Annotated in this window: 22 protein-coding genes and 5 tRNA genes; 8 read left to right on the forward strand and 19 right to left on the reverse strand. The window is 72.8% G+C overall.

Annotated elements, in window-relative coordinates; all coding sequences use genetic code 11:
* Window positions 1-79: 79 nt before the first annotated feature.
* The 3 genes from coaD to recG are packed head-to-tail and all read right to left on the reverse strand — an operon-like array spanning window position 80 to window position 3,440.
* The gene (gene coaD / locus ACF07S_RS20380; protein ID WP_391965571.1) at window positions 80-559 is read right to left on the reverse strand and encodes a pantetheine-phosphate adenylyltransferase; all 480 of its coding nucleotides are present in this window, start codon (window positions 557-559) and stop codon (window positions 80-82) included.
* A gap of 26 nt (window positions 560-585) precedes the next feature.
* Window positions 586-1,173 (reverse strand): 16S rRNA (guanine(966)-N(2))-methyltransferase RsmD, encoded by a 588-nt coding sequence (rsmD, locus tag ACF07S_RS20385; RefSeq protein ID WP_391965448.1) that lies wholly within the window; start codon window positions 1,171-1,173, stop codon window positions 586-588.
* A gap of 47 nt (window positions 1,174-1,220) precedes the next feature.
* Window positions 1,221-3,440, reverse strand: coding sequence for an ATP-dependent DNA helicase RecG (recG, locus tag ACF07S_RS20390; RefSeq protein ID WP_391965447.1), 2,220 nt, complete (start codon window positions 3,438-3,440; stop codon window positions 1,221-1,223).
* Between the two features lie 185 nt (window positions 3,441-3,625).
* On the opposite strand from recG, the gene ACF07S_RS20395 reads away from it, so the two are divergent.
* Together ACF07S_RS20395 and ACF07S_RS20400 are read left to right on the forward strand one after the other, a co-directional pair.
* On the forward strand, window positions 3,626-5,536 hold the full coding sequence (locus tag ACF07S_RS20395; RefSeq protein WP_391974778.1) for an HSP90 family protein: 1,911 nt from the start codon (window positions 3,626-3,628) through the stop codon (window positions 5,534-5,536).
* Window positions 5,533-8,475, forward strand: a complete 2,943-nt coding sequence (locus ACF07S_RS20400; protein WP_391965446.1) for a tetratricopeptide repeat protein — start codon at window positions 5,533-5,535, stop codon at window positions 8,473-8,475. Before ACF07S_RS20395 ends, ACF07S_RS20400 begins: the two co-directional genes overlap by 4 nt.
* A gap of 63 nt (window positions 8,476-8,538) precedes the next feature.
* Here the strand turns inward: ACF07S_RS20400 and ACF07S_RS20405 are convergent, their stop codons facing one another.
* Window positions 8,539-10,320, reverse strand: a complete 1,782-nt coding sequence (locus ACF07S_RS20405; RefSeq protein ID WP_391974732.1) for a DAK2 domain-containing protein — start codon at window positions 10,318-10,320, stop codon at window positions 8,539-8,541.
* Window positions 10,321-10,585: 265 nt separating this feature from the next.
* Between ACF07S_RS20405 and rpmB the strand changes: the two genes are divergently transcribed.
* The gene (gene rpmB, locus ACF07S_RS20410) at window positions 10,586-10,771 is read left to right on the forward strand and encodes a 50S ribosomal protein L28 (RefSeq protein WP_003993230.1); all 186 of its coding nucleotides are present in this window, start codon (window positions 10,586-10,588) and stop codon (window positions 10,769-10,771) included.
* 140 nt (window positions 10,772-10,911) lie between these two features.
* On the opposite strand, the gene thiD is transcribed toward rpmB, so the two are convergent.
* Window positions 10,912-11,730 (reverse strand): bifunctional hydroxymethylpyrimidine kinase/phosphomethylpyrimidine kinase, encoded by an 819-nt coding sequence (gene thiD / locus ACF07S_RS20415; protein WP_391974733.1) that lies wholly within the window; start codon window positions 11,728-11,730, stop codon window positions 10,912-10,914.
* A complete protein-coding gene (locus ACF07S_RS20420) occupies window positions 11,727-12,692 on the reverse strand; it encodes a thiamine-phosphate kinase (protein ID WP_391965443.1) in 966 nt (321 codons plus the stop codon). The genes thiD and ACF07S_RS20420 overlap by 4 nt, the downstream gene beginning before the upstream one ends.
* A gap of 206 nt (window positions 12,693-12,898) precedes the next feature.
* Between ACF07S_RS20420 and ACF07S_RS20425 the strand changes: the two genes are divergently transcribed.
* Window positions 12,899-13,132, forward strand: a complete 234-nt coding sequence (locus tag ACF07S_RS20425; RefSeq protein ID WP_391965442.1) for an Lrp/AsnC family transcriptional regulator — start codon at window positions 12,899-12,901, stop codon at window positions 13,130-13,132.
* 20 nt (window positions 13,133-13,152) lie between these two features.
* Window positions 13,153-13,653, forward strand: a complete 501-nt coding sequence (locus ACF07S_RS20430) for a DUF3515 domain-containing protein (protein ID WP_391965441.1) — start codon at window positions 13,153-13,155, stop codon at window positions 13,651-13,653.
* A 16-nt stretch (window positions 13,654-13,669) separates the two neighbouring features.
* Here ACF07S_RS20430 and ACF07S_RS20435 read toward each other — a convergent pair whose 3' ends face one another.
* The 3 genes from ACF07S_RS20435 to ACF07S_RS20445 form a co-directional block, all read right to left on the reverse strand.
* On the reverse strand, window positions 13,670-14,827 hold the full coding sequence (locus tag ACF07S_RS20435) for a D-alanine--D-alanine ligase family protein (protein ID WP_391974734.1): 1,158 nt from the start codon (window positions 14,825-14,827) through the stop codon (window positions 13,670-13,672).
* 70 nt (window positions 14,828-14,897) lie between these two features.
* On the reverse strand, window positions 14,898-15,908 hold the full coding sequence (locus tag ACF07S_RS20440; protein ID WP_391965439.1) for an NAD(P)H-dependent glycerol-3-phosphate dehydrogenase: 1,011 nt from the start codon (window positions 15,906-15,908) through the stop codon (window positions 14,898-14,900).
* Window positions 15,905-16,726 (reverse strand): lysophospholipid acyltransferase family protein, encoded by an 822-nt coding sequence (locus ACF07S_RS20445; RefSeq protein WP_391965438.1) that lies wholly within the window; start codon window positions 16,724-16,726, stop codon window positions 15,905-15,907. The genes ACF07S_RS20440 and ACF07S_RS20445 overlap by 4 nt, the downstream gene beginning before the upstream one ends.
* 173 nt (window positions 16,727-16,899) lie before the next feature.
* On the opposite strand from ACF07S_RS20445, the gene cofC reads away from it, so the two are divergent.
* Window positions 16,900-17,538, forward strand: coding sequence for a 2-phospho-L-lactate guanylyltransferase (cofC, locus tag ACF07S_RS20450; RefSeq protein WP_391974735.1), 639 nt, complete (start codon window positions 16,900-16,902; stop codon window positions 17,536-17,538).
* A gap of 9 nt (window positions 17,539-17,547) precedes the next feature.
* Window positions 17,548-17,751 (forward strand): hypothetical protein, encoded by a 204-nt coding sequence (locus ACF07S_RS20455; protein ID WP_391965436.1) that lies wholly within the window; start codon window positions 17,548-17,550, stop codon window positions 17,749-17,751.
* Between the two features lie 92 nt (window positions 17,752-17,843).
* Here ACF07S_RS20455 and ACF07S_RS20460 read toward each other — a convergent pair whose 3' ends face one another.
* The 4 genes from ACF07S_RS20460 to leuC form a co-directional block, all read right to left on the reverse strand.
* Complete coding sequence (locus ACF07S_RS20460; protein WP_391965435.1) at window positions 17,844-18,482, reverse strand: HU family DNA-binding protein; 639 nt, start codon at window positions 18,480-18,482, stop codon at window positions 17,844-17,846.
* 136 nt (window positions 18,483-18,618) lie between these two features.
* Window positions 18,619-18,849 (reverse strand): hypothetical protein, encoded by a 231-nt coding sequence (locus ACF07S_RS20465; RefSeq protein WP_391965434.1) that lies wholly within the window; start codon window positions 18,847-18,849, stop codon window positions 18,619-18,621.
* Between the two features lie 277 nt (window positions 18,850-19,126).
* Window positions 19,127-19,720, reverse strand: coding sequence for a 3-isopropylmalate dehydratase small subunit (gene leuD / locus ACF07S_RS20470; RefSeq protein WP_391965433.1), 594 nt, complete (start codon window positions 19,718-19,720; stop codon window positions 19,127-19,129).
* Window positions 19,721-19,726: 6 nt separating this feature from the next.
* On the reverse strand, window positions 19,727-21,157 hold the full coding sequence (gene leuC, locus ACF07S_RS20475; protein WP_391965432.1) for a 3-isopropylmalate dehydratase large subunit: 1,431 nt from the start codon (window positions 21,155-21,157) through the stop codon (window positions 19,727-19,729).
* 197 nt (window positions 21,158-21,354) lie between these two features.
* Between leuC and ndgR the strand changes: the two genes are divergently transcribed.
* On the forward strand, window positions 21,355-22,068 hold the full coding sequence (ndgR, locus tag ACF07S_RS20480; protein ID WP_391965431.1) for an IclR family transcriptional regulator NdgR: 714 nt from the start codon (window positions 21,355-21,357) through the stop codon (window positions 22,066-22,068).
* A 129-nt stretch (window positions 22,069-22,197) separates the two neighbouring features.
* Here ndgR and ACF07S_RS20485 read toward each other — a convergent pair.
* The 6 genes from ACF07S_RS20485 to ACF07S_RS20510 form a co-directional block, all read right to left on the reverse strand.
* Window positions 22,198-22,270: transfer RNA gene (locus tag ACF07S_RS20485), tRNA-Glu, on the reverse strand.
* A gap of 27 nt (window positions 22,271-22,297) precedes the next feature.
* Window positions 22,298-22,369 (reverse strand) — tRNA-Gln (locus ACF07S_RS20490).
* Window positions 22,370-22,390: 21 nt separating this feature from the next.
* Window positions 22,391-22,463: transfer RNA gene (locus ACF07S_RS20495), tRNA-Glu, on the reverse strand.
* A gap of 61 nt (window positions 22,464-22,524) precedes the next feature.
* Window positions 22,525-22,597: transfer RNA gene (locus ACF07S_RS20500), tRNA-Glu, on the reverse strand.
* 39 nt (window positions 22,598-22,636) lie between these two features.
* Window positions 22,637-22,708 (reverse strand) — tRNA-Gln (locus tag ACF07S_RS20505).
* Between the two features lie 89 nt (window positions 22,709-22,797).
* Window positions 22,798-23,532, reverse strand: coding sequence for an HAD family hydrolase (locus tag ACF07S_RS20510; protein WP_391965430.1), 735 nt, complete (start codon window positions 23,530-23,532; stop codon window positions 22,798-22,800).
* Window positions 23,533-23,694: the final 162 nt, after the last annotated feature.

Consider the following 23,694-nt stretch of genomic DNA (forward strand, 5'->3'; position numbering starts at 1 on the left):
GTCCACCGGCCGGCCGGACGTCCCGGGGTGCCCGGGTGCCGGGGCCGGGACGTCCCGGGGTGCCGGGGCCGGGCCCGCGTCAGTCCCTGCGCAGGCGTTCGGTGAGGACCTCCAGGACCTCCGGCGGCACCAGGTGGGAGACGTCGCCGCCCCAGGCCGCGACCTCCTTGACGAGCGAGGAGGACAGGAAGCTGTAGGTGGGGTTGGTGGGGACGAAGAGGGTCTCCACGCCGGAGAGGCCGTTGTTCATCTGGGCCATCTGCAGCTCGTAGTCGAAGTCGCTGACCGCGCGCAGGCCCTTGACGATGGCGGGGATGTCACGCTGCTTGCAGAAGTCGACGAGCAGGCCGTGGAAGGCCTCGACGCGGACGTTGTCGTACTCGGCGGAGACCCGGCGGATCAGGTCGATCCGCTCCTCGATCTCGAACAGGCCCTTCTTGGACTGGTTGATCATCACCGCGACGTAGACCTCGTCGTACAGCCGGGAGGCCCGGGCGATGATGTCGAGGTGTCCGTTGGTGATCGGGTCGAACGACCCGGGGCATACGGCGCGGCGCACCAGTGATCCCTCGCTCTCCGGTCCGGTCATCGTGCGGCTTCGCACATAGAGGCGGCGCGACCGTACCAAAACGTTCCCTCGCCGTAGCGACGGGCCCGGATCGCCTCGAAACCGGCCGGCCAGCCGAATTCTCCGCCTCTGGTACTGCGCTCCACGGTGACGAGGGCCTCCTCGGTGAGCCAGCCCTGCGAGCGGAGTGTGAGCAGGATCTCGCGAAGATCGCCGTCCGGGACGGCGTAGGGCGGGTCGAGGAAGACGATGCCGTACGGCTCCTGCGGGGGCGCCGTGCGGATGATCTGTTCCGCTTTGCCGGATCTGACCTCGGCGCCGGGGAGCCGGAGGGACTTCACGTTCTCCCGGACCGTGCGGACGGCCCGGGCGTCGGCCTCGACGAGCAGGACGTGCCCGGCACCCCGGGACAGGGCCTCCAGGCCGACGGCGCCGGAACCGGCGTACAGGTCGAGGACGCGCGCGCCGTCGAGCGGGCCGCCGAGCAGGGACTGCCAGGTGGAGAAGAGGCCCTCTCGCGCGCGGTCGGAGGTGGGACGGGTGCCCTGTCCCGGCGGAACGGCCAGGCGGCGTCCGCCGGCCGCGCCGGCGATCACGCGAGTCATGTCCTCGGTCCTTGTCGGTGGGCTCGGTCGGTGGTCCTCCCAGTCTGTCAGCCCTTCTCCAGGTACTGCTCCCGCTCCTCGTCCAGCAGGGCGTCCAGAGCCGTGCGCAAGGCGGGCAGGCCGGTCAGGTCCGGGTCGGCGGCGACGGTCCTGGCGGCCTCCTCGCGGGCCTCGGCGATGACGCCCTCGTCCTCGATGACGGCGAGCACGCGCAGGCTGGAACGGGTGCCGGACTGGGCCTGGCCGAGCACGTCGCCCTCGCGGCGCTGCTCCAGGTCGAGGCGGGAGAGTTCGAAGCCGTCGAGGGTGGAGGCCACCGCGCCCAGCCGCTGGCGGGCCGCGCTCGCCTCGGGCATCTCGGTGACCAGCAGGCACAGGCCCGGGGCCGAACCGCGGCCGACGCGGCCGCGCAGCTGGTGGAGCTGGGAGACACCGAAGCGGTCGGCGTCCATGATCACCATCGCGGTGGCGTTCGGGACGTTGACACCGACCTCGATGACGGTCGTGGCGACCAGGACGTCGGCCTCGCCGGCGGCGAAGCGGCGCATCACGGCGTCCTTGTCGTCGGGCTGCATCCTCCCGTGCAGCACCTCGACCCGGAGGCCGTGCAGCGGCCCCTTCGCGAGCTGTTCGGCGATGTCGAGGACGGCGAGCGGGGGCCGCTTCCCGTCCTCGTCCCCGGGGGACTTCGTCCGGCCGGCCTTCTTCGGGTCGTCCTCCTCGTCGCCGATGCGCGGGCAGACCACGTACGCCTGGTGTCCGTTCGCCACCTCCTCGCGCACCCGCTCCCAGGCGCGGGCGAGGAAGTGGGGCTTGTCGGCGGCCGGCACGACATGGCTGGCGATGGGTGAGCGGCCGGCCGGGAGCTGGTCGAGGACGGAGGTCTCCAGGTCGCCGAAGACGGTCATGGCGACCGTGCGCGGGATGGGCGTGGCGGTCATCACCAGCAGGTGCGGGGGCTGCTTGCCCTTGCCGCGCAGGGCGTCGCGCTGTTCCACGCCGAAGCGGTGCTGCTCGTCGACCACGACCAGGCCCAGATCGTGGAACCGCACCTTGTCCTCGATCAGCGCGTGCGTGCCGATGACGATGCCGGCCTCGCCGGTGGCCAGGTCGAGCAGGGCCCGGCGCCGCGCGGCCGCCCCCATGGAGCCGGTGAGCAGCACCACCTTGGTGGCGTCGTCCCCTCCCCCGAGCATCCCTCCCTCGGCCAGCTCCCCCATCATCTCGGTGACCGATCTGTGGTGCTGCTGGGCGAGCACCTCGGTGGGCGCGAGCATCGCCGCCTGCCCGCCCGCGTCGACGACGGCGAGCATGGCGCGCAGGGCGACCAGTGTCTTGCCCGAACCCACCTCCCCCTGGAGCAGCCGGTGCATGGGGTGTTCGGTGGCGAGGTCGCCGAAGATCTCCTCGGAGACCTTTCGCTGGCCCTCGGTGAGGGTGAAGGGGAGGCGGTCGTCGAAGGCGGTGAGGAGGCCGTCCGGCCTGGGGCGGCGGGCGACGGCGGGAAGCTGGGCGTCGGCGTGCCGGCGGCGGGCGAGGGCGACCTGGAGGACGAAGGCCTCGTCCCACTTGAGGCGGGCGCGGGCGTCCTCGATGTCCGCCTTGGTGTGCGGGCGGTGGATCTTCAGCAGGGCCTCGGGGAGCGGGAGCAGTCCGCGGCCGTCGCGCAAGGGCGGTGGGAGCGGGTCGACGGCCTCCTGGGCGCTGGGCAGGACCGTCTGCAGCGCCTTGCCGATCTTCCAGGACTCCAGCTTGGCCGTGGCGGGGTAGATCGGGATGAGGGCGCCGGCCCAGGTCTCGACCGTCTCCTCGGTGTCGCCGCGCAGCAACTCGTATGCCGGGTGAGCCAGCTGCAGGCGGCGGTTGAAGACGGATACCTTGCCGGCGAACAACGCGCGGGTGCCCGGCAGCAGTTCCTTGTGCGGCTTGTGGACACCGGCGCCGAAGAAGACCAGTTGCAGCCGGCCGCTGCCGTCCGTGATGGTCACCTCCAGGCGCTGGCCCTTGCCGCGCGGGGCCTTGGCGGAGGCGAAGGTGTGCAGCCGGGCGTCGGCGACCTGGGCGACCACCGTGACGTGCTCGTCCATGGGGAGGTCGGCGAGGTGGGTGAGCTGGCCGCGCTCCTCGTATCGGCGCGGGTAGTGGTGGAGGAGGTCGCCGACGGTGTGCAGGCCGAGATGCTCGGCCATCACCTTCGCGGTGGCGGGGCCGAGCACCGACTTCAGGGGTTGTCGCAGGGGTTCTTTCAGCGCGGGCACGGGATCCATTGCACACCACGCCACCGACAACGGGTGGGCCGCGAGCCGGCGACTTCGGTCGAGTCTGGGGAAATCCCTGGTCAGACCGCTGCCCGAGTTCTAGGATGACGCGCTCCGGCCCGCTTCGCGGTCACCGCCTCACCGGGACCGCCCGACCCCGCGCCGTCGCGAGTCCCCCCACCGGCGCTGTGATGATGGACTCCCAGACCTCACAGACCTCACAGTCCTCCCAGAGTTCCCAGAGCTCACAGGCCTCCTCTCAGAGCTCACAGGCCTCCCAGGGATCTCAGTCGTCCCCGTCACCTCATACGTTCCAGGTCGACCTGCGCGGCCTGGTGGACCTGCTCTCCCATCACCTCTACTCCAGCCCCAAGGTCTATCTGCGCGAACTGCTGCAGAACGCCGTGGACGCCATCACCGCCCGGCGTGCCGGGGAGCCGGACGCCCCGGCCCGGGTGCGGTTGTCCGTGGACGCGGACTCCCTGCGGGTGGAGGACACCGGTGTGGGGCTCACCGAGACGGACGTGCACAGCCTGCTCGCCACCATCGGGCGCAGTTCCAAGCGCGCCGAGGGGCTGCAGGAGGCCCGCTCGGACTTCCTCGGGCAGTTCGGCATCGGCCTGCTGGCCTGTTTCGTGGTCGCCGAGCGGATCCGGGTCGTCAGCCGCAGCGCCCGTACGCCCGACGCGCCGCCCGTGGAGTGGACGGCGCGCGACGACGGTTCGTACACCGTGCGGACGCTGCCCGACGGGGCACGGCCCGAACCGGGCACCACCGTGCACCTGGTGGCGCGGGCGGGGGCGGCCGAGTGGCTGGCCGAGGAGCGGGTGCTGTCCCTGGCCCGGGACTTCGGCTCCCTGCTGCCGTACGACGTGCGGGTGGGCGAGGTGGCGGTCACCGACCTGCCGGCGCCGTGGGACAGGCCGCACTCGAGCCCGGCGGCGCGCAGGGTCGCGCTCGCGCGGCACTGTCACGAGCTGTTCGGCTTCACCCCGCTGGACGCGATCGGCCTGGACGTGCCGCTGGCCGGGATCCGGGGGGTGGCGTACGTGCTGCCGTCGGCGGTGAGTCCGGCGCAGCGCGCGGGCCACCGGGTGCATCTGAAGGGCATGCTGCTCACCGAGCGGGCCGAGCAGCTGCTGCCCGACTGGGCGTTCTTCGTGCGCTGTGTCCTGGACACCGACAGCCTGCGGCCCACGGCCTCGCGCGAGTCGCTGTACGAGGACGAGACGCTGGCCGGGGTGCGGGAGGCGCTGGGCGAGCGGATCCGTGACTGGCTGACGTCCCTGGCCGCCGGCGATCCGGAGCGGCTGACCGCGTTCCTGTCGGTGCACCACCTGGGCGTGAAGTCGCTGGCGCGGCACGACCGGGAGATGCTGCGCACCATGCTGCCGTGGCTGCCGTTCGAGACCACCGACGGGCGGCTGTCCCTGGAGGAGTTCGCGGGGCGGCACCCGGTGGTGCACTTCACGCGGACGGTCGAGGAGTACCGGCAGGTCGCGCCGATCGCGTCCGCGCAGGGCATCGGGGTGGTCAACGGCGGCTACACCTACGACAGCGAGCTGGTCGAGGCGCTGCCCTCGGTACGGCCGGGCACCGCGGTCGCCGAGCTGGACGCGGACACCGTGACCGCCCATCTGGACGCGGTCGACCCGGCGGAGGAGCTGGCCCTGTCCGGGTTCCTGGCCGCCGCGCGGGCCCGGCTGGACCCGCTGGGCTGCGACGTGGCCCTGCGTTCCTTCCACCCGTTGTCGGTGCCCGCGCTGCATCTGGACGACCGGGAGGGCCGGCACGAACGGGCCCGGGCGGAGGCCGAGGAGCAGGCCGACGACCTGTGGTCCGGCATCCTCGGCTCGCTGCGCGGCAGCGCCCCGCGCGCGCGTCTGGTGCTCAACCACCTCAACCCGCTGGTGCGGCGGATCGGCTCGCTGGGCGACCCCGAGCTGATCGGCACCGCCACGGAGTCCCTGTACGGGCAGGCCCTGCTCATGGCGCAACGGACGCTGCGGCCCGCCGACTCGGCCCTGCTGAACCGGGCGTTCATGGGTCTGCTGGAGTGGGCCACCCACACCGACGACGACACCGCGGGGGGCCGTCACCGATGAGCGCGATCACGGATCTCGACGCGTTGCGCCGGGCGATGGCGGACAACTCCGAGCGGCCGGAGGGCCCGGCCCGCAACGCCCGCGCGGAGCACCTGCTCGCGGAGGCCGAGAAGCTGAACGTCCCGCTCGCCGTGATCGAGGCGCTCGGACACCAGCTGAAGGTCTACAACTACAGCTCCGAGAAGGCGAAGATGTTCGTCCCCTTCGCGCGGCTGCTGCGGATGTGGGACGAGCGGCCCGAGGACTTCGACGCGTACGAGACGCACTCGCTGCACTGGGTGTTCAAGTGGATGTCGGCCGGCATGCTGGACCAGCCGCACATCCCGCTCGCCTCGGTCGAGAAGTGGCTCGGCGAGATGGAACACCGCTACCGGCTCGCCGGGCACTCCGAACGCGCGGTGCGTGGCGCCGAGTTCAGCGTGGCCGCGCACGTCGGCGACGTGGAGCGGGCCGAGCGGGCGTACGCCGCCTGGCTGGCCGCCGACCGGGACTCGATGGCCGACTGCCACGCGTGCGAGCTGCACGGGCAGGGCTGGTGGCAGGCGGAGCGCGGCCGGGACCGGGAGGCCCTCGAGCTGTGGCGGCCGGTCCTGGACGGCGAGTTCAGCTGCGCCCACGAGCCGCACACGGTGCTCGCGTCGTCCCTGGTGCCGCTGCTGCGGCTGGGCCGTGCGGACGAGGCGCGCGCGAACCACCTGCGCGGTTTCCGGCTCGTACGGCCCATGGAGAGCATGCGGGGCGCGTACGCGGACCACGTGGAGTTCTGCGCGCTCACCGGCAACGAGGCGCGCGCCCTGGAACTGCTCGCGCAGCGGCCGGCGTACTTCACGGACGAGGGGCAGCCGCGCAGCAAGCTGGACTTCCTGAGCGTGGTGACGCTGCTCATGGAGCGGCTGACCGGACTCGGGCTGGGCGAGCGGCAGGTGCCCGGTCCGGCGGGCCGGACCTGGACCGCGGCGGAACTGGGCGCACGCACGCGCCTGGAGGCGTCCGCCCTGGCGGCGCGCTTCGACGAACGCAACGGCACCCGGCACGTCGGGGAGCGGGCCCGCGCGCGGATGGCGCGGCGCCCGCTGGTGGAACGGCTGCCGCTGGGTATGCGCTCGCCCGGCGCGGTCCCGGCGCGGCGGCCCGTGGCACCGGCGGGCGAGCCGCCGCGGGCCGCGGGGGCGGCCGGTGAGCCGGGCCTGCCCAAACTGCTCGCCGAGGCACGGCGGCTGTCGGACACCCTGCGGCCGCACGCCGTCGAGGCGTGGGCGGCGGTGGCACGGGCGGCCGAGGCCACGGCAGGCCGGGAACTGGAGGCCCGCGACCGCGCGGAGATCGCCGACCACGAGGCGATGGGCCTCGGTCCCGCCGGCGTGCACCTCTTCGAGCGGGCCGCGGAGCTGTACGCGGAGGCGGGCGATCCCGGGGAGGCCCTGGCCGCACGCGCGCGTGCGGCCCAGGTGCGGGCGCTGGCGGGCGAGCTCGACGAGGCGCTCGCGGCGGTCGCGGGACCGCACGAGGAGGTCCTCGCGCTGTACGCCGGGGGCGGAACGGGGATACGGCAGACGGCGTCGGTGCTGATGGCGCGGGCGCGGATCCTGATGCGGCGGGTGCACGCGGCCGAGGAGCCCGGTCCGGCCGTCCTGGCCGACGCCGAGACCGCCGTACGCGCGGTGACGGAGCTCGTCGGGGAGCACACCGGCGAGGACGTGCGGCTCGCGGCGCGTGCCGCCGAGGCGCACGCCATGCTCGGCGAACTGGCGGGCCACGGCGACCTGGAGCGGGCGGTGGAGCTGTTCGGACGCGCCGCCGAGGAGTTCACCGGGGCGGGGCTGCCGTGGTTCGCGGCGGAGTACGAGATCCGGCTGGCCCAGCTCGCGCACCACCTCGGCGACGACGCCGGGGCGGAGCGGGCGCTGCGGGCGGCCCTGGAGCACGGCGGACCGCATCTGGAGCCCGCCGGGCGCGCGCAGCTGCACCTCCAGCTCTCCGAGATCGCGGAGGGTGACGGACGCGTGGGGGAGGCGGCCGGGCACGCCCTGGAGGCGGCGCACTGGGCCGACGAGGCGGGTGAGGGCCCCACGCTGGGCGCCTGGGCGCGGCACCGGCTCGGTGGGTGTCTGCTGCGGCAGGGGCGGTGGGCCGAGGCGGCGGAGGTGCTGGAGTCCGCGCTGCCGGACATCACCGCCGAGACGCACGGCGACGGGGCGGTCGTGCAGACGCTGTGGTGGCTCGGGGACTGCCTCGGTGAGCTGCGGGAGCACCGCGCGGCCGCCGAGCGGCGGTTGCAGGCCGCGGAGATCGCCCGGCACTGGCCCGAGCAGCGGGACCACGCCGTGCTGGCCCACCTGGCCGCGTCCAGCCTCGAGCTGGCGGGCCTGCCCGACGAGGCGGCACAGGCGTACGCGCGCGCGGGCCGACTGTGGCGCACGGTCGGCGACGTCTCCGGGCTGGTCCGCTCGCTGCGCGCCCGCGCGTGGCTCGCGCTGCGCGCGGAGGACGGCCGGGACGCGGCGCGCGCGCTGATGACGGAGGCGGTCCAGGAGTGCGAGGCGGCGCGGGACGCGGCCGCGGACGACGGGACACGCGTGCGGCTCGTCGCCGAGCTCGGCGACACGCACCGCCAGCTCGCGGACCTGCTGGTCCGGTCGGCCGGCGGGCCCGGCCGGGGCGGCGAGGCGGCCGAGGAGGCCGTGTCCGCGCTGGACCGCGCGAGCGCCGCGTTCGGTGTCCTCGGCCCGGCCGCGTTGCACGACCGCGTGCAGGCGGAACTCGCGGCGGCCTGGCTGGAGACCGATCTGGACCGGCCCGCCGCGGCGGCGGTCCGCGCGCGTGCCGTCCTGGCGGCGTACGAGGACGCGCCCGGGGAGGACGAGACCGTCCGGAGCCGGCGCGCGGAGGCGGAGCACCTGCTGGGGCTCACGGCCGGGCGGCAGCGCGCCGCGGACTGAGTCCCGCGGGCGGCCGCGCGGACGGTGTGCCGGAGGACCGGCCGCGCGGCGGTGCCGCAGGGGTCACTCGACGCCGATGAGCAGCAGGGCGCCCTGTCTGCCGCCGTGGTGGATCACCGTGTCCACGGCGAGGTAGCCCGCACGGACCCGCTTCTCCAGACGGGCGGCGACGGCTTCCGGGACGCCGTCGCCCAGGACCAGGGTGACCAGTTCGCCGCCGGCCGCGAGCATGCGGTCGAGGACGGCCTCGGCGGTGGCGGTGAGGTCCTGCCCGATCACGGCCACGTCCCCGTCGACCAGGCCGAGGACGTCCCCGGCCTGGCAGATGCCCGCCATGGTCCAGGACTGGCGCTCGGCCACGGTGACCTCGGCGTAACGGGTGGCGCCCGCCGCCGAGGTCATCGACACCACGTCCTCGTCGAAGCGGCGCTCCGGCTCGTGCACCGCGAGCGCCGCGATGCCCTGGACCGGGGAGCGGGTCGGGATGAGGGCCACCCGGATCCCCTCGGCCCGGGCCTGTTCGGCCGCCGCGGCGGCGGTGTGGCGCAACTCCGCGTCGTTGGGCAGCAGCACCACCTCGCGCGCGTGCGCACGGCGTACGGCCTGGACGAGTTCACCGCTCGCGGGCGGCTCCCCGGCGCGGGCGAGCACGGTGGTCGCCCCGGCCCCGGTGTACAGCCCCGCCAGGCCCTCGCCGGGCACCACGGCCACGACGGCCCGCTGGGCGCGCTCCCCCTGTGCCCGCTCGGCCCCCGTCGTGTGGACGTCCCCGGCGCCGAAGTGGGTGATCCGGATCCGGTAGGGGCGTCCCGCCTCCACACCGGCCTCCACGGCGGCGCCCGCGTCGTCGACGTGCACATGGACGTTCCACAGCCCGTCCCCGCCGACCACGACGAGCGAGTCGCCCAGCCGGTCCAGCCGCTCCCGCAGCCGCGCGACGGCCGCGTCCCCGGCCTCCAGCAGGTAGATCACCTCGAAGGCGGGCCCTCCCGGCCCCGGTGCGTCACCGCCGTCGGCGCACTCGGCGGTGTCCCCGTGGGACTCCGCGCGGTCCCCGGGCGCGTGGTTCCGCTCCGCCCCCACCGCCCCGGCCGCGTTCCGGGCGTGCTCCCCGCGCGCGTGCTCCCCCGGGCCGGCGACGCGTACGGAACCGCTCCACGGTGCCCCCGCCGCCGGCAGGCCGCGCGGCGCCTCCCCCGTGAACGTCTCCACCAGGGCCGCGAGCACCGCCACCAGTCCCCTGCCGCCCGCGTCCACCACCCCCGCGCGGCGGAGGACGGCCAGCAGGGCCGGCGTCTCGGCGAGGGCCGCCCGGGCTCCCGCGTAGGCCGCCCGCGCCACCGCGCCGCAGTCGCCCCGCGCACCGCCGGCGGCGTCGGCCGCGGCCGAGGCGACGGTGAGGACCGTGCCCTCGACGGGATGCGCCACGGCCCGGCGCGCGGAGTCGGCCGCGTGCCGCAGCGCGAGGGACAGTCCGGGGCCGTCGACGCGGTCCGGGGCCTCGTCCCCGGCCAGCACCTGGGCCATTCCCCGCAGCAGCTGCGCCAGGATCGTCCCGGAGTTCCCGCGGGCCCCGATCAGGGCGCCGTGCGCCATCGCCCGTGCCGCGTCGGCCAGCGTCGGCGTCCGGTCCCCGCCGGCCTCGTGCCCGGCGAACACCGCCTCGACCGCGGCGGCCGCCGACTCGACGGTCAGGTACAGGTTGGTCCCGGTGTCCCCGTCCGCCACGGGATAGACGTTGATCGCGTCGATCTCCTCACGGGCCCGGCCCAGCGCATCGAGCGCGAGACCGCACCAGGCGCGCACCGCGAGAGCATCGAAGAATGTCTGCGGCACCTGCGCCACCTGCGCCTCCCTGAGCTGCTGGACGTGGCACGCAGCGTAGACCGTGGGGGCCTGTTCACCGGAAGAGGGCCGCAGGCGGACCCCGATCCGCCATGGTAGTTTCGTTCCACGGATGCAGCCGTTGTATGCTGCTCCGGTTGCCCGATCCGATCGGGCCTCTCCCCTGGCACCGCCACTCAGATTCCTAGGGCTCCCAGAGTCCTGGTTCTTGATTCCGGCATGCCGGGATCAACCGTAAGTGCATCTGAAGTCTTTGGAGTGACCCGTGGCTGCCAACTGCGACGTCTGCGGCAAGGGGCCGGGCTTCGGCAACAACATCTCGCACTCGCACCGCCGTACGTCCCGTCGCTGGAACCCGAACATCCAGCGTGTGCGTACCGTGGTCGGTGGGACGCCGAAGCGCGTGAACGCTTGCACCTCGTGCATCAAGGCCGGCAAGGTCTCGCGCTGACGCTCCCGCTGAGCGCGCGGCCACAGCCGGTTCGCCGCATGAAGCCGGTCCACCTCGTGTGGACCGGCTTTCTGCTGTCCCCGGGCGGCCGGCCGGGCCGCCCCTGAACGGCCACCGGACGACCCGGACGACGGCGCGGCTCACCCGGCTCCCCGCCCGAGCCGCCACCCGTGGTCCACGGGGCCGATCCCGGCACCCAGCGCGAAGCCGGCCGCGATGGCCCCGGTGACGTACTCCTTGGCCGCCGCCACCGCCTCCGGCACCGGCCGCCCCTTCGCCAGCTGCGCCGCGATCGCCGACGCCAGCGTGCAGCCCGTGCCGTGCGTGTGCCGGTTGTCGTACCGGGGGGCGCGCAGCCAGTGCTCCCGTGTGCCGTCCGTCAGCAGGTCGACGGCGCGGCCCGTCTCCGCCGCGAGGTGACCGCCCTTGATCACCACCCAGCGCGGCCCGAACTCCAGCACCGCCCGGGCCGCCGGGCGCAGATCGCGCTCGGATGCGACCCGTACGCCGGTGATCTGCTCCACCTCGTCCAGGTTCGGGGTGGCCACGGTCGCCACCGGCAGCAGCCGCGTGCGCACGGAGTCCAGCGCCGAGGCCGCGAGGAGCGGGTCACCGTGCTTGGAGACGCCCACGGGGTCGACCACCGCCGGCGCGTCCGTAGCGGCGATCAGGTCGGCGACCGCCTCGACCAGTTCGGCGGAGGACAGCATGCCGGTCTTGACCGCCTGCACGCCGATGTCGTCCACCACGCTGCGGTACTGGGCCCGCACCGCCGCCACGGGAAGCTCCCAGACGCCCTGTACGCCCAGGGAGTTCTGCGCGGTCACCGCGGTGAGCACGCTCATGCCGTGCACCCCGAGCGCCAGCATCGTCTTCAGGTCGGCCTGGATGCCCGCGCCGCCGCCCGAGTCGGAGCCCGCCACGGTGAGCACCCGGGGCGGGGCGGTCCGGCCGCTCACGACTCGATGTCCCCGAAGTGGTCCCAGCCGCCCTGGGCCGTCCACGGTGCGCCGTCGACCGTCACCTGGGGCAGCGCCGAGGGGTTGAGCACCTCGCCGATCACCTTCCAGCGGGCGGGCAGTTTCACGTCCGGCGGGAAGGTCGCCACGATCGCGTGGTCCTCCCCCCCGGTCAGCACCCACTGCATGGGGTCGACGCCGACGGCCTGGCCGATGTCGTTCATCTGCGAGGGGATGTCGATCGTCCCGGACCGGATGTCGATCCGCACCTTGCTGGCCTCGGCGATGTGCCCGAGGTCGGCGATCAGCCCGTCGCTGACGTCGCACATGGCGGTCGCGCCCAGTCCGGCGGCGGCCGGTCCCGCGTGGTACGGCGGCTCGGGGCGCCGGTGCGCCTCGACGAAGGCGCGCGGCGAGCGGAAGCCGCGGGAGAGCACCGCGTGCCCGGCGGCGGACCAGCCCAGCCAGCCGGTCACGGCGACGAGGTCGCCGGGCTGCGCGCCGCCCCGGGTGACGGGTTCCTGGTTGCGCAGATCGCCGAGCGCGGTGATCGACACCATGATGGTGTCGCCGCGTACGACATCACCGCCGACCACGGCGGCGCCCGCGACCTGGCACTCGTCGCGCAGCCCGTCCATCAGCTCGCTCGGCCAGGTCACCGGCAACTCCGCCGGGACGACGAGGCCGAGCAGCAGCGCGGTCGGTACGGCGCCCATGGCGGCGATGTCGGCGAGGTTCTGCGCGGCGGCCTTGCGGCCGACGTCGTAGGCCGTGGACCAGTCACGGCGGAAGTGCCGGCCCTCCAGCAGGATGTCCGTGCTGGCCACGACCCTGCGGTCGGGCGCGGAGACCACCGCGGCGTCGTCGCCGGGGCCGACCCGGACCGCCGGTGTGGTGGTGAGACGGGAGGTGAGCTCCCTGATGAGCCCGAACTCCCCGAGCTCACCAACAGTGCCCTTCATTACCCTTTCGCCCCTTCTGTACCTGTCCGTGCCCGGTCGCGGGTCGTCCGAGTCCTCGCTACGGTCGAAGTGACCGTCGGCCTGCCTCGTGCCTGTACCCCGGCGCGCAAGACCCGGCTCCCGCGGGTCTCCCCGCGACGAGCGGCGACGCGATACCGTGGCGTTCCTTTTCCCCACATGATCCTCGTGGCCGCCCTGGAGGTTCCGTGGTACAGGCGTACATCCTGATCCAGACGGAGGTCGGCAAGGCGTCGACCGTCGCCGAGCTGATCGGCAGGATCCCTGGAGTCATCCAGGCCGAGGACGTGACCGGACCGTATGACGTGATCGTGCGCGCCCAGGCCGACACCGTCGACGACCTGGGCCGGATGGTGGTCGCCAAAGTCCAGCAGGTGGACGGCATCACCCGCACCCTGACCTGCCCGGTCGTCCATCTGTAGCCCCCGTCTACCCTGTGCCGGTGAACTCCTTCCGTCACCGGCACACCGTACTGCCCGCACTCGCGGTGCTGATCACCGCCGCCGGCTGCTCCTCAGCAGACGACGGCGCGTCCGCGGCGGTTCCCGGCCCGGACGCGAAGGTCACCAAGCTGTGTCAGGACCTGGACAAGGTCCTGCCGGCGGCGGTGGACGGTGAGAGTCGCGACGACCCCGAGCCCGCGTCCGAACTGACCGCGGGCTGGGGCGGCGTGGCGATCATACTGCGGTGCGGTGTCGAGCGGCCCCCGAAGATGGCCGATCCCAAGGTGGCCAACGGTCACGACGCCGACGCGGTGCCGGGCGGAGTGAACGGCGTCGACTGGCTGATGGAGCGGCGGGACGACGGCACGGACCGCTTCACCACGGCCAACCGCGAGGCGTACGTCGAGGTGGAGGTGACCGGCGGACGGGACGGCACGGGCGTACTGATCGATCTGGCCCCGGCCGTCAAGAAGGCGATCCCCGAGGGGATCGCCTTCTGAGCGGTGCGTCCGCCGCTCAGCGCAGCCCGGTGGACCGGCGCATCGCGGCCCGCACCAGCAGGTCCACCAGCTCCGGGTAGCTCACCCCGGTGGCCTGCCACATCTGCGGGTACATCGAGATGGGCGTGAAGCCGGGCATGGTGTTGATCTCGTTGATCACGAACTCGCCGTCCTCGGTGAGGAAGAAGTCCGCGCGGACCAGTCCCTCGCAGGAGGCCGCGTCGAACGCCTCCACCGCGAGCCGGCGCACCTCGGCCGTCTCCTCCTCGGTCAGCGGCGCGGGCACGATGCCCGGGGTGGAGTCGATGTACTTGGCCTCGAAGTCGTAGTACGCGTGCGCGTCGGGCGGCGGGATCTCGGCCGGCAGCGACGCGCGCGGGCCGTCCTCGAACTCCAGCACCCCGCACTCGATCTCGCGGCCGCGCAGCGCCGCCTCCACGAGGATCTTGGGGTCGTGGCGCTGGGCTTCGGCGATCGCCTCGTCGAGCCCGGAGAGATCGTCGACCTTGGTGATGCCGATCGACGAGCCCGCGCGCGCGGGCTTCACGAACAGCGGCCAGCCGTGCTCACCGGCGAAGTCGACGATCTTCCTGCGGGCGGCGGACCGGTCCTGCCGCCACTCGCGCGGCCGGATCACCACGTACGGGCCGACCTTGAGCCCGAAGGAGGTGAACACCCGCTTCATGTACTCCTTGTCCTGGCCGACGGCCGAGGCGAGCACGCCCGCGCCGACGTAGGGGACGCCGGAGAGCTCCAGGAGCCCCTGGAGGGTGCCGTCCTCGCCGTAGGGGCCGTGCAGCACCGGGAAGACCACGTCGACCTCGCCGAGCGCCTTGGGCACCGAACCCGGCTCGCTGTAGACCACTTCGCGGCTGGCGGGGTCGACGGGGAGCACCACGCCGCCCTCCGTCGACTCGGCGAGCTGGTCGACGCTGGGCGTACGGCGGTCGGTGATCGCCATGCGTTCCGGCTCGTCGGCGGTGAGCACCCAGCGGCCGTCCTGGGTGATGCCGATCGGCAGGACGTCGTACGTGGTCCGGTCGATGGCCCTGAGGACGGCGCCGGCGGTGACCACGGAGATCCCGTGTTCGGAGCTGCGCCCGCCGAACACGACGGCCACACGCGGCTTGCGGGACGGCTGCCCGGGGCTCTGGGGAAGGTTCTCGGTGCTCATAACGCGATGAGACTACCCGCCCGTAGGGCCCCGAGACAGCGTCGGCGGGGCGGTGCGGCGCGGCGGTCGCTCAGCGTCGTTCGGGCTTCGCGCTGCGCGACATCAGCTCCTCGACGGCGACCACGGGAGGCTTGCCCTCGTGCACGATGCCGACGACCGTCTCGGTCAGCGGCATGTCGACGCCGTGCCGTCGGGCCAGGTCCAGCACCGACTCGCAGGACTTGACGCCCTCGGCGGTCTGCCGGGTGACCGCGATGGTCTCCTCCAGGGTCAGGCCCTTGCCGAGGTTGGTGCCGAAGGTGTGGTTGCGCGACAGCGGCGAGGAGCAGGTGGCCACCAGGTCGCCCAGGCCCGCGAGTCCGGAGAAGGTCAGCGGGTCCGCGCCCAGCGCGACTCCGAGCCGGGTGGTCTCGGCGAGGCCGCGGGTGATGAGGGAGCCCTTGGCGTTGTCGCCCAGGCCCATGCCGTCCGCGATGCCCACGGCCAGCCCGATCACGTTCTTCACGGCGCCGCCCAGTTCGCAGCCGACGACGTCGGTGTTGGTGTACGGCCGGAAGTACGGCGTGTGGCAGGCGGCCTGCAGCCGCTGGGCGACGGACTCGTCGGTGCAGGCCACCACGGCGGCGGCCGGCCTGCGGGCGGCGATCTCGCGGGCCAGGTTGGGGCCGGTGACGACCGCGATGCGGTCGGGGTCCACCTTGGCGACGTCCTCGATCACCTCGCTCATCCGCATCGCGGACCCGAGTTCGACGCCCTTCATCAGCGACACGAGGACCGTGCCGGGCGCGAGCAGCGGCACCCATTCGGCGAGGTTGCCGCGCAGCGTCTGCGAGGGGACGGCGAGGACGGTGAAGTCGGCGTCCCGCGCGGCCTCGGCGGCGTCCGCGGTGGCGCGCAGGTTCCCGGGGAGTTCGACACCGGGAAGGTAGTCGGGGTTGGTGCGGGTGGAGTTGACCGCTTCGGCGACTTCGGGGCGCCGCCCCCACAGCACGACGTCGCAGCCCGCGTCGGCGAGGACCATGCCGAAGGCCGTGCCCCACGATCCGGTGCCGAAGACGGCCGCCCTGACCGGCTTGCTCACGTGCTCAGCCCTTCTTCCCGCGCGGTGGGCCTGCCGCCCCGCGTCCGGTCGTACCGCTGTCGTCCCTGCTGGGTGCGCCGCCTCTGCGCGTACGTCCTGTGGCGCTGTTCGATCCGCTCCCGGCGCGGGTCGTAAGGCGTCTCGGGAGCCTTCTCGCCGCGGATCTGCTCCAGCTGGCGGGTGACGGCCGCCATGATGGCCTCGGTCGCCTCCTTGAGCAGTTCCGGGGTCATCTCCCGGTCGTAGAAACGGTCGAGGTCGACCGGCGGCCCGGCCAGCACGCGGTGGGTCTTGCGCGGCATCAGGCTGGGCTTCCTGGCGTACGGCGGCAGCAGTTCGTTGGCGCCCCACTGGGCGACCGGGATCACGGGGCACCTGGTCTGCAGGGCGACGCGCGCGGCGCCGGTCTTGCCGGTCATGGGCCAGCCGTCCGGGTCCCGGGTGAGGGTGCCCTCGGGGTAGAAGGCGACGCACTCGCCGCGCTCGACGGCGTCGATCGCCGCCCGGAAGGCGCTGAGCGCGTCCGTGCTCTCGCGGTAGACGGGGATCTGACCGGTGCCGCGCATCGCGGCACCGACGAATCCCTTGTTGAAAAGGCCGCTCTTCGCGAGGAACCGCGGAACGCGTCCGGTGTTGTACTGAAAGTGCGCGTAAGCGAAGGGATCGATGTGCGAATTGTGGTTCACCGCGGTGATGAATCCGCCCTCGGCCGGAATGTTCTCCATTCCACGCCAGTCCCGCTTGAGCAGAACCACCAGCGGCGGTTTGCAGATCACCGCGGCGAAGCGGTACCAGAAGCCGATTTGGCGGCGCGGCACGAGTACACCTTCCTCTTCCGAACGGAGGGCCCAGGCCCGGACCCGGGGGCCAGGCGGGCCGCACAAGTGTCGCCCCGGGCCGCCGGTCTGTCGAGGACACCGTACGCCCCGGCCCCTCGGCGGCCGGGCCCCCCGGGTGACAATGGCCGCGACAAGAGAGGGACGTAACACTCGTGCAGTGGACCTTGGTGGTACCCCTGAAGCCGCTGGCCCTGGCCAAGAGCAGGCTCTCGGACGCCGCGGACGACGGCCTGCGCCCGGGTCTCGCGCTCGCCTTCGCCCAGGACACGGTGGCCGCCGCGCTGGAGTGTCCGGCGGTACGGGGTGTGGTGGTGGTCACGAACGACGCCCTGGCCGGCCGCGAGCTGGCCGCGCTGGGTGCCGCGGTCGCCCCCGACGAGCCGCGCGGCGGTCTGAACGCGGCTCTCGCCCACGGCGCCGCGGTGGTGCGGACCTCCCGGCGCGCGGAGGGCGTGGCCGCCCTCAACGCCGATCTGCCGGCCCTTCGCTCCCGGGAACTGACCCGGGTCCTCGACGCGGCCGCCGCGTTCCCCCGCGCTTTTCTCGCCGACGCCGCCGCGCTCGGCACGACGTTGCTGGCGGCGGCCCCCGGCCGGGACCTGCGCCCGTGCTTCGGCCCCGATTCGCGGGCCCGGCACCGGGCGTCCGGAGCCGTGGAACTGCGCCTGGACGCGGTGGATTCCGTACGGCAGGACGTGGACACCGGTGATGATCTGCGGGCGGCGCTGGCGCTCGGGGTGGGACCCCACACGGCCGCGGTCGCCGCGCGGTCGCTGATGACGGAGCAGTAGGCTGCCGGTATGCAGGCCACCGCGTACACCTACGACCCCGTCAGCCGCAGCGGCCAGGTGCTCCTGGACGACGGCACGCCGGTGTCCTTCGGCGCTCCGGCGTTCGACGCGGGGGGCCTGAGGCTGCTGCGTCCCGGGCAGCGGGTGCGCATCGAGACCGAGGGTGAGGGCGAGGCCCGGCGGATCACGCTGGTGACGCTCCAGACGTTCTGACCGCGGCGGGCGCCGGCCCCGGTGGACACACCGCGGGCCGGACTCGCGTGCGGAGTCCGGCCCGGCGCGTGAGAACCGCTCTGGCCCGAGGGCTACTTCTTGCGGGCGGTGGTCTTCTTGGCGGTGGTCTTGCGGGCGGTCGACTTCTTGGCGGGCGCCGTCGTGGCGGTCGCCTTCTTCGCCGGGGCCTTCTTGGCGGTGGTCTTCTTCGCGGCGGCGGTGGTCTTCGCCCCCGTGGTCTTGGCGGGCGCCTTCTTCGCCGTGGTCTTCGTCGCCGCCGCCGTCTTGGTGGTGGCCTTCTTCGCCGGGGCCTTCTTGGCGGTGGTCTTCTTCGCGGCGGCCTTCTTCGCCGTCGTCTTCTTCGCGGCGGCCTTCTTCACCGTCGCCGAAGCACCGCCGGTCAGACTGCCCTTGGGCGCCTTCTTGACCGCGACCTCACCGCCCCGCGGCAGCTTCTTGGAGCCGCTCACCAGGTCCTTGAAGCCCTGGCCCGCACGGAAGCGCGGCACGGAGGTCTTCTTGACCCGAACCCGCTCGCCCGTCTGGGGGTTGCGGGCGTAGCGGGCCGGGCGGTCGACCTTCTCGAACGAACCGAAGCCGGTGACCGAGACCCGCTCCCCCGAGACGACCGCGCGGACGATGGCGTCCAGTACGTGGTCGACGGCCTCGGCGGCCTGCTGGCGGCCGCCCATCTTGTCGGCAATCGCTTCTACGAGCTGCGCCTTGTTCACGTCTTCCCCTTCGGAGGCATCGCCGGAACGAAAGTGTTCAAGCTTTTTCGCACGTTAGGCAGATATATACCGCAAATCAAACACGAAACGGGCTAATCACCCTTGTGCCGCAACGAACTCGGCTGTCTCGACCGGCTCAGCGTTCCTCTTCGGGGAACCGCCCCTCGTCGAGGTCCGCGACGAACCGTTCCAGACGCCTTGCCGCGTCGGCGAGATCGTGCTTGGCCGCGGCCGTAATGACCAGCAGCTTCCGGGTCAGCGCCATCCGTACGCCCTCCGGGACTTGCAGTGCGCGCACCTTCGCATGCGCTTGTTTCAGCTGGATCGCGACAGCCGTATAGAGCTCGAGTTGGCCGTCGTGTTCCATGCACAGATTGTGCCATCTGGGGCGAGTTGTCGCCTGCGCAGGGGGTAACTGGCGCCTCGGACGGTCGTCCGCGCACACGTGGGGAGCACTGCCACGTGACACGTGTACCCTCGCAACCACCTTCATAACGCGGCAAGTTGAGGGCCCTCAAGAGGGCACGCGGGGCCGAACGGGTGCAGACACGGCCGTACCCCCGATCGGACCGATCGGGGGTACGGCAGGGGTGACTCGGTGGCCGAAAGTCGACCTCTCGCGAGGACTTCGGCGGCGGCTCGGGTCAGGCCGTGAGCGTCCTCGGCTTGAACGACGGGCGCTTCGCCTCGTACGCGGAGATGTCCGCCTCGTTCCGCAGGGTGATGGAGATGTCGTCGAGCCCGTTCAGCAGCCGCCAGCGGGAGTTCTCGTCGAGCTCGAAGGAGGCGGTGACGCCCTCGGCGCGCACCTCGCGGGCCTCGAGGTCGACGGTGACCTCGGCGGTGGGGTCGGCTTCCGTGAGCTCCCACAGCGTGTCCACGGTCCGCTGGTCGAGGACCACCGTGAGCAGCCCGTTCTTCAGCGAGTTGCCGCGGAAGATGTCGGCGAAGCGGGAGGAGATCACGGCTTTGAAACCGTAGTTCTGCAGCGCCCAGACGGCGTGCTCGCGGGAGGAGCCGGTGCCGAAGTCGGGGCCGGCGACCAGCACCGTGGCGCCCTTGCGCTCGGGCCGGTTGAGCACGAACTCCGGGTCCTTGCGCCAGGCCTCGAACAGCCCGTCCTCGAACCCGTCCCGCGTCACCTTCTTGAGCCAGTGGGCGGGGATGATCTGGTCGGTGTCGACGTTGCTGCGGCGCAGCGGGACGGCCCGGCCGGTGTGGGTGGTGAATGCTTCCATGACTGATCAGACTCCAGCGGGCGTACGGGCGTCGGCGTCGGCGAGGTCGGCCGGGGAGGCCAGGTGGCCGAGGACCGCGGTGGCGGCGGCGACCTGCGGGGACACCAGGTGGGTGCGGCCGCCCTTGCCCTGCCGGCCCTCGAAGTTGCGGTTGGAGGTGGAGGCGGAGCGCTCACCGGGGGCGAGCTGGTCGGGGTTCATGCCCAGGCACATGGAGCAGCCCGCGTGCCGCCACTCGGCGCCGGCCTCCTTGAAGACCACGTCCAGACCCTCGGAGACGGCCTGCAGACCCACCCGCGCGGAGCCCGGGACGACCAGCATCCGTACGCCGTCGGCGACTTTGCGGCCCTTGATGATGTCCGCGACGGCCCGCAGGTCCTCGATGCGGCCGTTGGTGCAGGAACCTACGAAGACGGTGTCCACGCCGATGGAGCGCAGCTCCTGGCCGGCCTCCAACCCCATGTACTCCAGGGCCTTTTCGGCGGCGAACCGCTCCGAGGCGTCTTCGTACGAAGCCGGGTCGGGGACGGACGAGGAAAGCGGAGCGCCCTGGCCCGGGTTGGTTCCCCAGGTGACGAACGGCGACAGTCCGGCGGCGTCGATGACCACCTCGGCGTCGAACACGGCGTCGTCGTCGGACCTGAGCGTCTTCCAGTAGGCGACGGCCGCGTCCCAGTCCTCGCCCCGCGGGGCGTGCGGACGGCCCTCGAGGTAGGCGAAGGTGGTCTCGTCGGGGGCGATCATGCCCGCGCGGGCGCCGGCCTCGATCGACATGTTGCAGATGGTCATCCGCGCCTCCATCGAGAGCTTCTCGATGGCGGGGCCGCGGTACTCCAGGACGTAGCCCTGGCCGCCTCCGGTGCCGATCTTCGCGATGATCGCCAGGATCAGGTCCTTGGCCGTGACACCGTCGGGCAGTTCCCCGTCCACGGTGATCGCCATGGTCTTCGGGCGGGCCATCGGCAGCGTCTGGGTGGCCAGGACGTGCTCGACCTGGGAGGTGCCGATACCGAACGCCAGACCGCCGAAGGCGCCGTGCGTGGAGGTGTGGGAGTCGCCGCAGACGACGGTCATGCCGGGCTGGGTCAGGCCCAGCTGCGGGCCGACGACGTGCACGACGCCCTGCTCGACGTCGCCCAGCGGGTGCAGCCGGACGCCGAACTCGGCGCAGTTCTTGCGCAGCGTCTCCAGCTGGACCCGGGAGACCGGGTCGGCGATGGGCTTGTCGATGTCCAGGGTGGGGGTGTTGTGGTCCTCGGTCGCGATGGTGAGGTCGAGGCGGCGCACGGTGCGGCCGTTCTTGCGGAGACCGTCGAAGGCCTGCGGGCTGGTCACCTCGTGCAGCAGGTGCAGATCGATGAAGAGGAGGTCGGGCTCGCCCTCGGCGCGCCGGACGACGTGGTCGTCCCAGACCTTCTCCGCGAGTGTCCTACCCATCGCTTTCCCTTCGGCCGGCACGAACCGCTCCGGCCCAACTAGAGATCTGTGAGGAGACGGCGCCCACACCCCTTGTTCCGGGCGTCCGCCGCCAGGCCCGGTGGTCCACGGGCCGCGTTGCTTCCGTACGTCCAGAGTGGCGGGTTCCACGGAAAATTGAACTTGCGTTTCACAGAGTGAGACGCAAGTATCGTTGCATGGACAACAGTAGCGGCGTCGGCGTTCTGGACAAGGCAGCCCTCGTCCTGAGCGCCCTGGAGTCCGGTCCGGCCACCCTCGCGGGGTTGGTCGGGGCGACCGGACTGGCACGACCCACGGCCCACCGCCTGGCCGTGGCGCTGGAACACCACCGCATGGTGGCCCGTGACATGCAGGGCCGTTTCATCCTCGGTCCCCGGCTGGCCGAACTGGCGGCGGCTGCGGGCGAGGACCGGCTGCTCGCCACGGCGGGTCCGGTGCTCACCCACCTCCGGGACATCACCGGGGAGAGCGCGCAGCTCTACCGCCGCCAGGGCGACCTGCGCATCTGCGTCGCCGCGGCGGAGCGCCTGTCGGGCCTGCGGGACACGGTCCCGGTGGGCTCCACGCTCACGATGAAGGCCGGTTCCTCGGCGCAGATCCTGATGGCCTGGGAGGAGCCGGAGCGGCTGCACCGCGGTCTGCAGGGCGCCCGCTTCACGGCGACGGCCCTGTCGGGTGTCCGCCGTCGCGGCTGGGCCCAGTCGATCGGCGAGCGCGAGCCCGGGGTGGCGTCGGTCTCGGCACCGGTGCGCGGCCCCTCGAACCGTGTGGTGGCCGCCGTCTCGGTCTCCGGCCCCATCGAGCGGCTGACCCGTCACCCGGGCCGTATGCACGCCCAGGCCGTGATCGACGCCGCCGCCCGCCTCTCCGAGGCGCTGCGCCGCTCCTGACCGCTCTTTCCCGCACCGCTTCGCGGGACGGGCCCGCCTCAACGCCGCAGCGGGCCTGTCCCCGGCCGGCTTGCCGGGTCGCCCCCGGAACGCCGGAAGCCCTCCACCGAAGTGGAGGGCTTCCCTGTGTACCCCCGACCGGATTCGAACCGGCGCTACCGCCTTGAGAGGGCGGCGTGCTAGGCCGCTACACAACGGGGGCGTGGATCACGCGTTTCCGCGGATCCTGCTGGTCTACCTGGACTCGAACCAAGACTAACTGAACCAGAATCAGTCGTGCTGCCAATTACACCATAGACCAATGATGGTTTAGACCAGTCAGTACCCCCGACCGGATTCGAACCGGCGCTACCGCCTTGAGAGGGCGGCGTGCTAGGCCGCTACACAACGGGGGCCCTAGCGATCCTGCGTCGACGGCAGTGGGAGCTACCCTGCTGCCCTCGCGGGAAGGATCTGTACCCCCGACCGGATTCGAACCGGCGCTACTGCCTTGAGAGGGCAGCGTGCTAGGCCGCTACACAACGGGGGCTTGCGGATGTGATCCGCTGGTGCAGATGAGCTCTGCGAGCTGGCCTACCTGGACTCGAACCAAGACTAACTGAACCAGAATCAGTCGTGCTGCCAATTACACCATAGGCCACTGGAACGCAAGCCCCTGAGGGGTTCTTGTTCTAGTTCGACGCTCGGGGTTCCGGCCTTCCGGCCCGCTCCCGCGGCGCAGGAAGAACATTACCCGAAGGTGGACGGGGCTCCAAAACGAGTATCGGCGCGCAGCAGCGAGGGGAGTTCGGCGAGGGAGGCGATGCGGCGCGGCCCCACGGGCGGCTCGACGGTCGCGCGGGCACCCCCGCGGTCGATCCACACGGACAGCAGCCCGGCGTCCGCGGCGCCCCGGCCGTCGATCTCCGGGTGGTCACCGACGTACGCCACCTGGTCCGGGGGCAGCGCCAGCGCGTCGCAGGCGGCGAGGAAGGCGCCGGCCTCGGGCTTGGAGACGCCCAGCTCGGCGGCGCACAGGATGGCCTCGAAGCGGTCGTGGACCCCCAGGACGCGCAGCTTGCGGTCCTGGACGTGGAGGCTGGAGTTGGAGAGCACCGCGTGCCGGTGACTGGTGGCGAGGGCGTCGAGGACGGGCAGCACGTCCGGGAAGAGGCTCCAGGCGGACTCGTAGTGCGTGACGTACCGCCGGAACCAGTCGTCGGCCTCGGTGTCCGTCAGCTCCGGCCGGCCCAGGAAGATCCGGGTCCGGTCGCGCCGCTGCGTCTCGAAGTCCACCTCCCGCGCGGCGAACCGCGCCCACTGCTGCTCGGTGACCTCCCGCCAGCGCACGAGGGCCTCCTCGGCCGACCCGTACCCGGCGAGGAGCCCTTCGGCCACCAGGTGGGCGCGCATGCCCTCGCGGTCGGCGGTGGTGTAGTCGAAAAGCGTGTCGTCGACGTCCCAGACAACGGCTCGGATCGGCATGGGCCCCAGCCTAGGCGGCCGGAGCCGCGGGCAGGCCCGTCCGCTCCGGTTCGTCCCGCGTCCTCAGCTGTCGGGAAACCGTCCGGGGGATCGCCGCTCGGTATGGAATCATCCGGGCGCAGGCGCCGTCCCCTCGGGAGTCTCAGCGCCTCATCGAATGGC

This window comes from Streptomyces sp. NPDC016640, from assembly GCF_043076215.1.
In the GTDB taxonomy this organism is placed as follows: Bacteria; Actinomycetota; Actinomycetes; order Streptomycetales; family Streptomycetaceae; genus Streptomyces.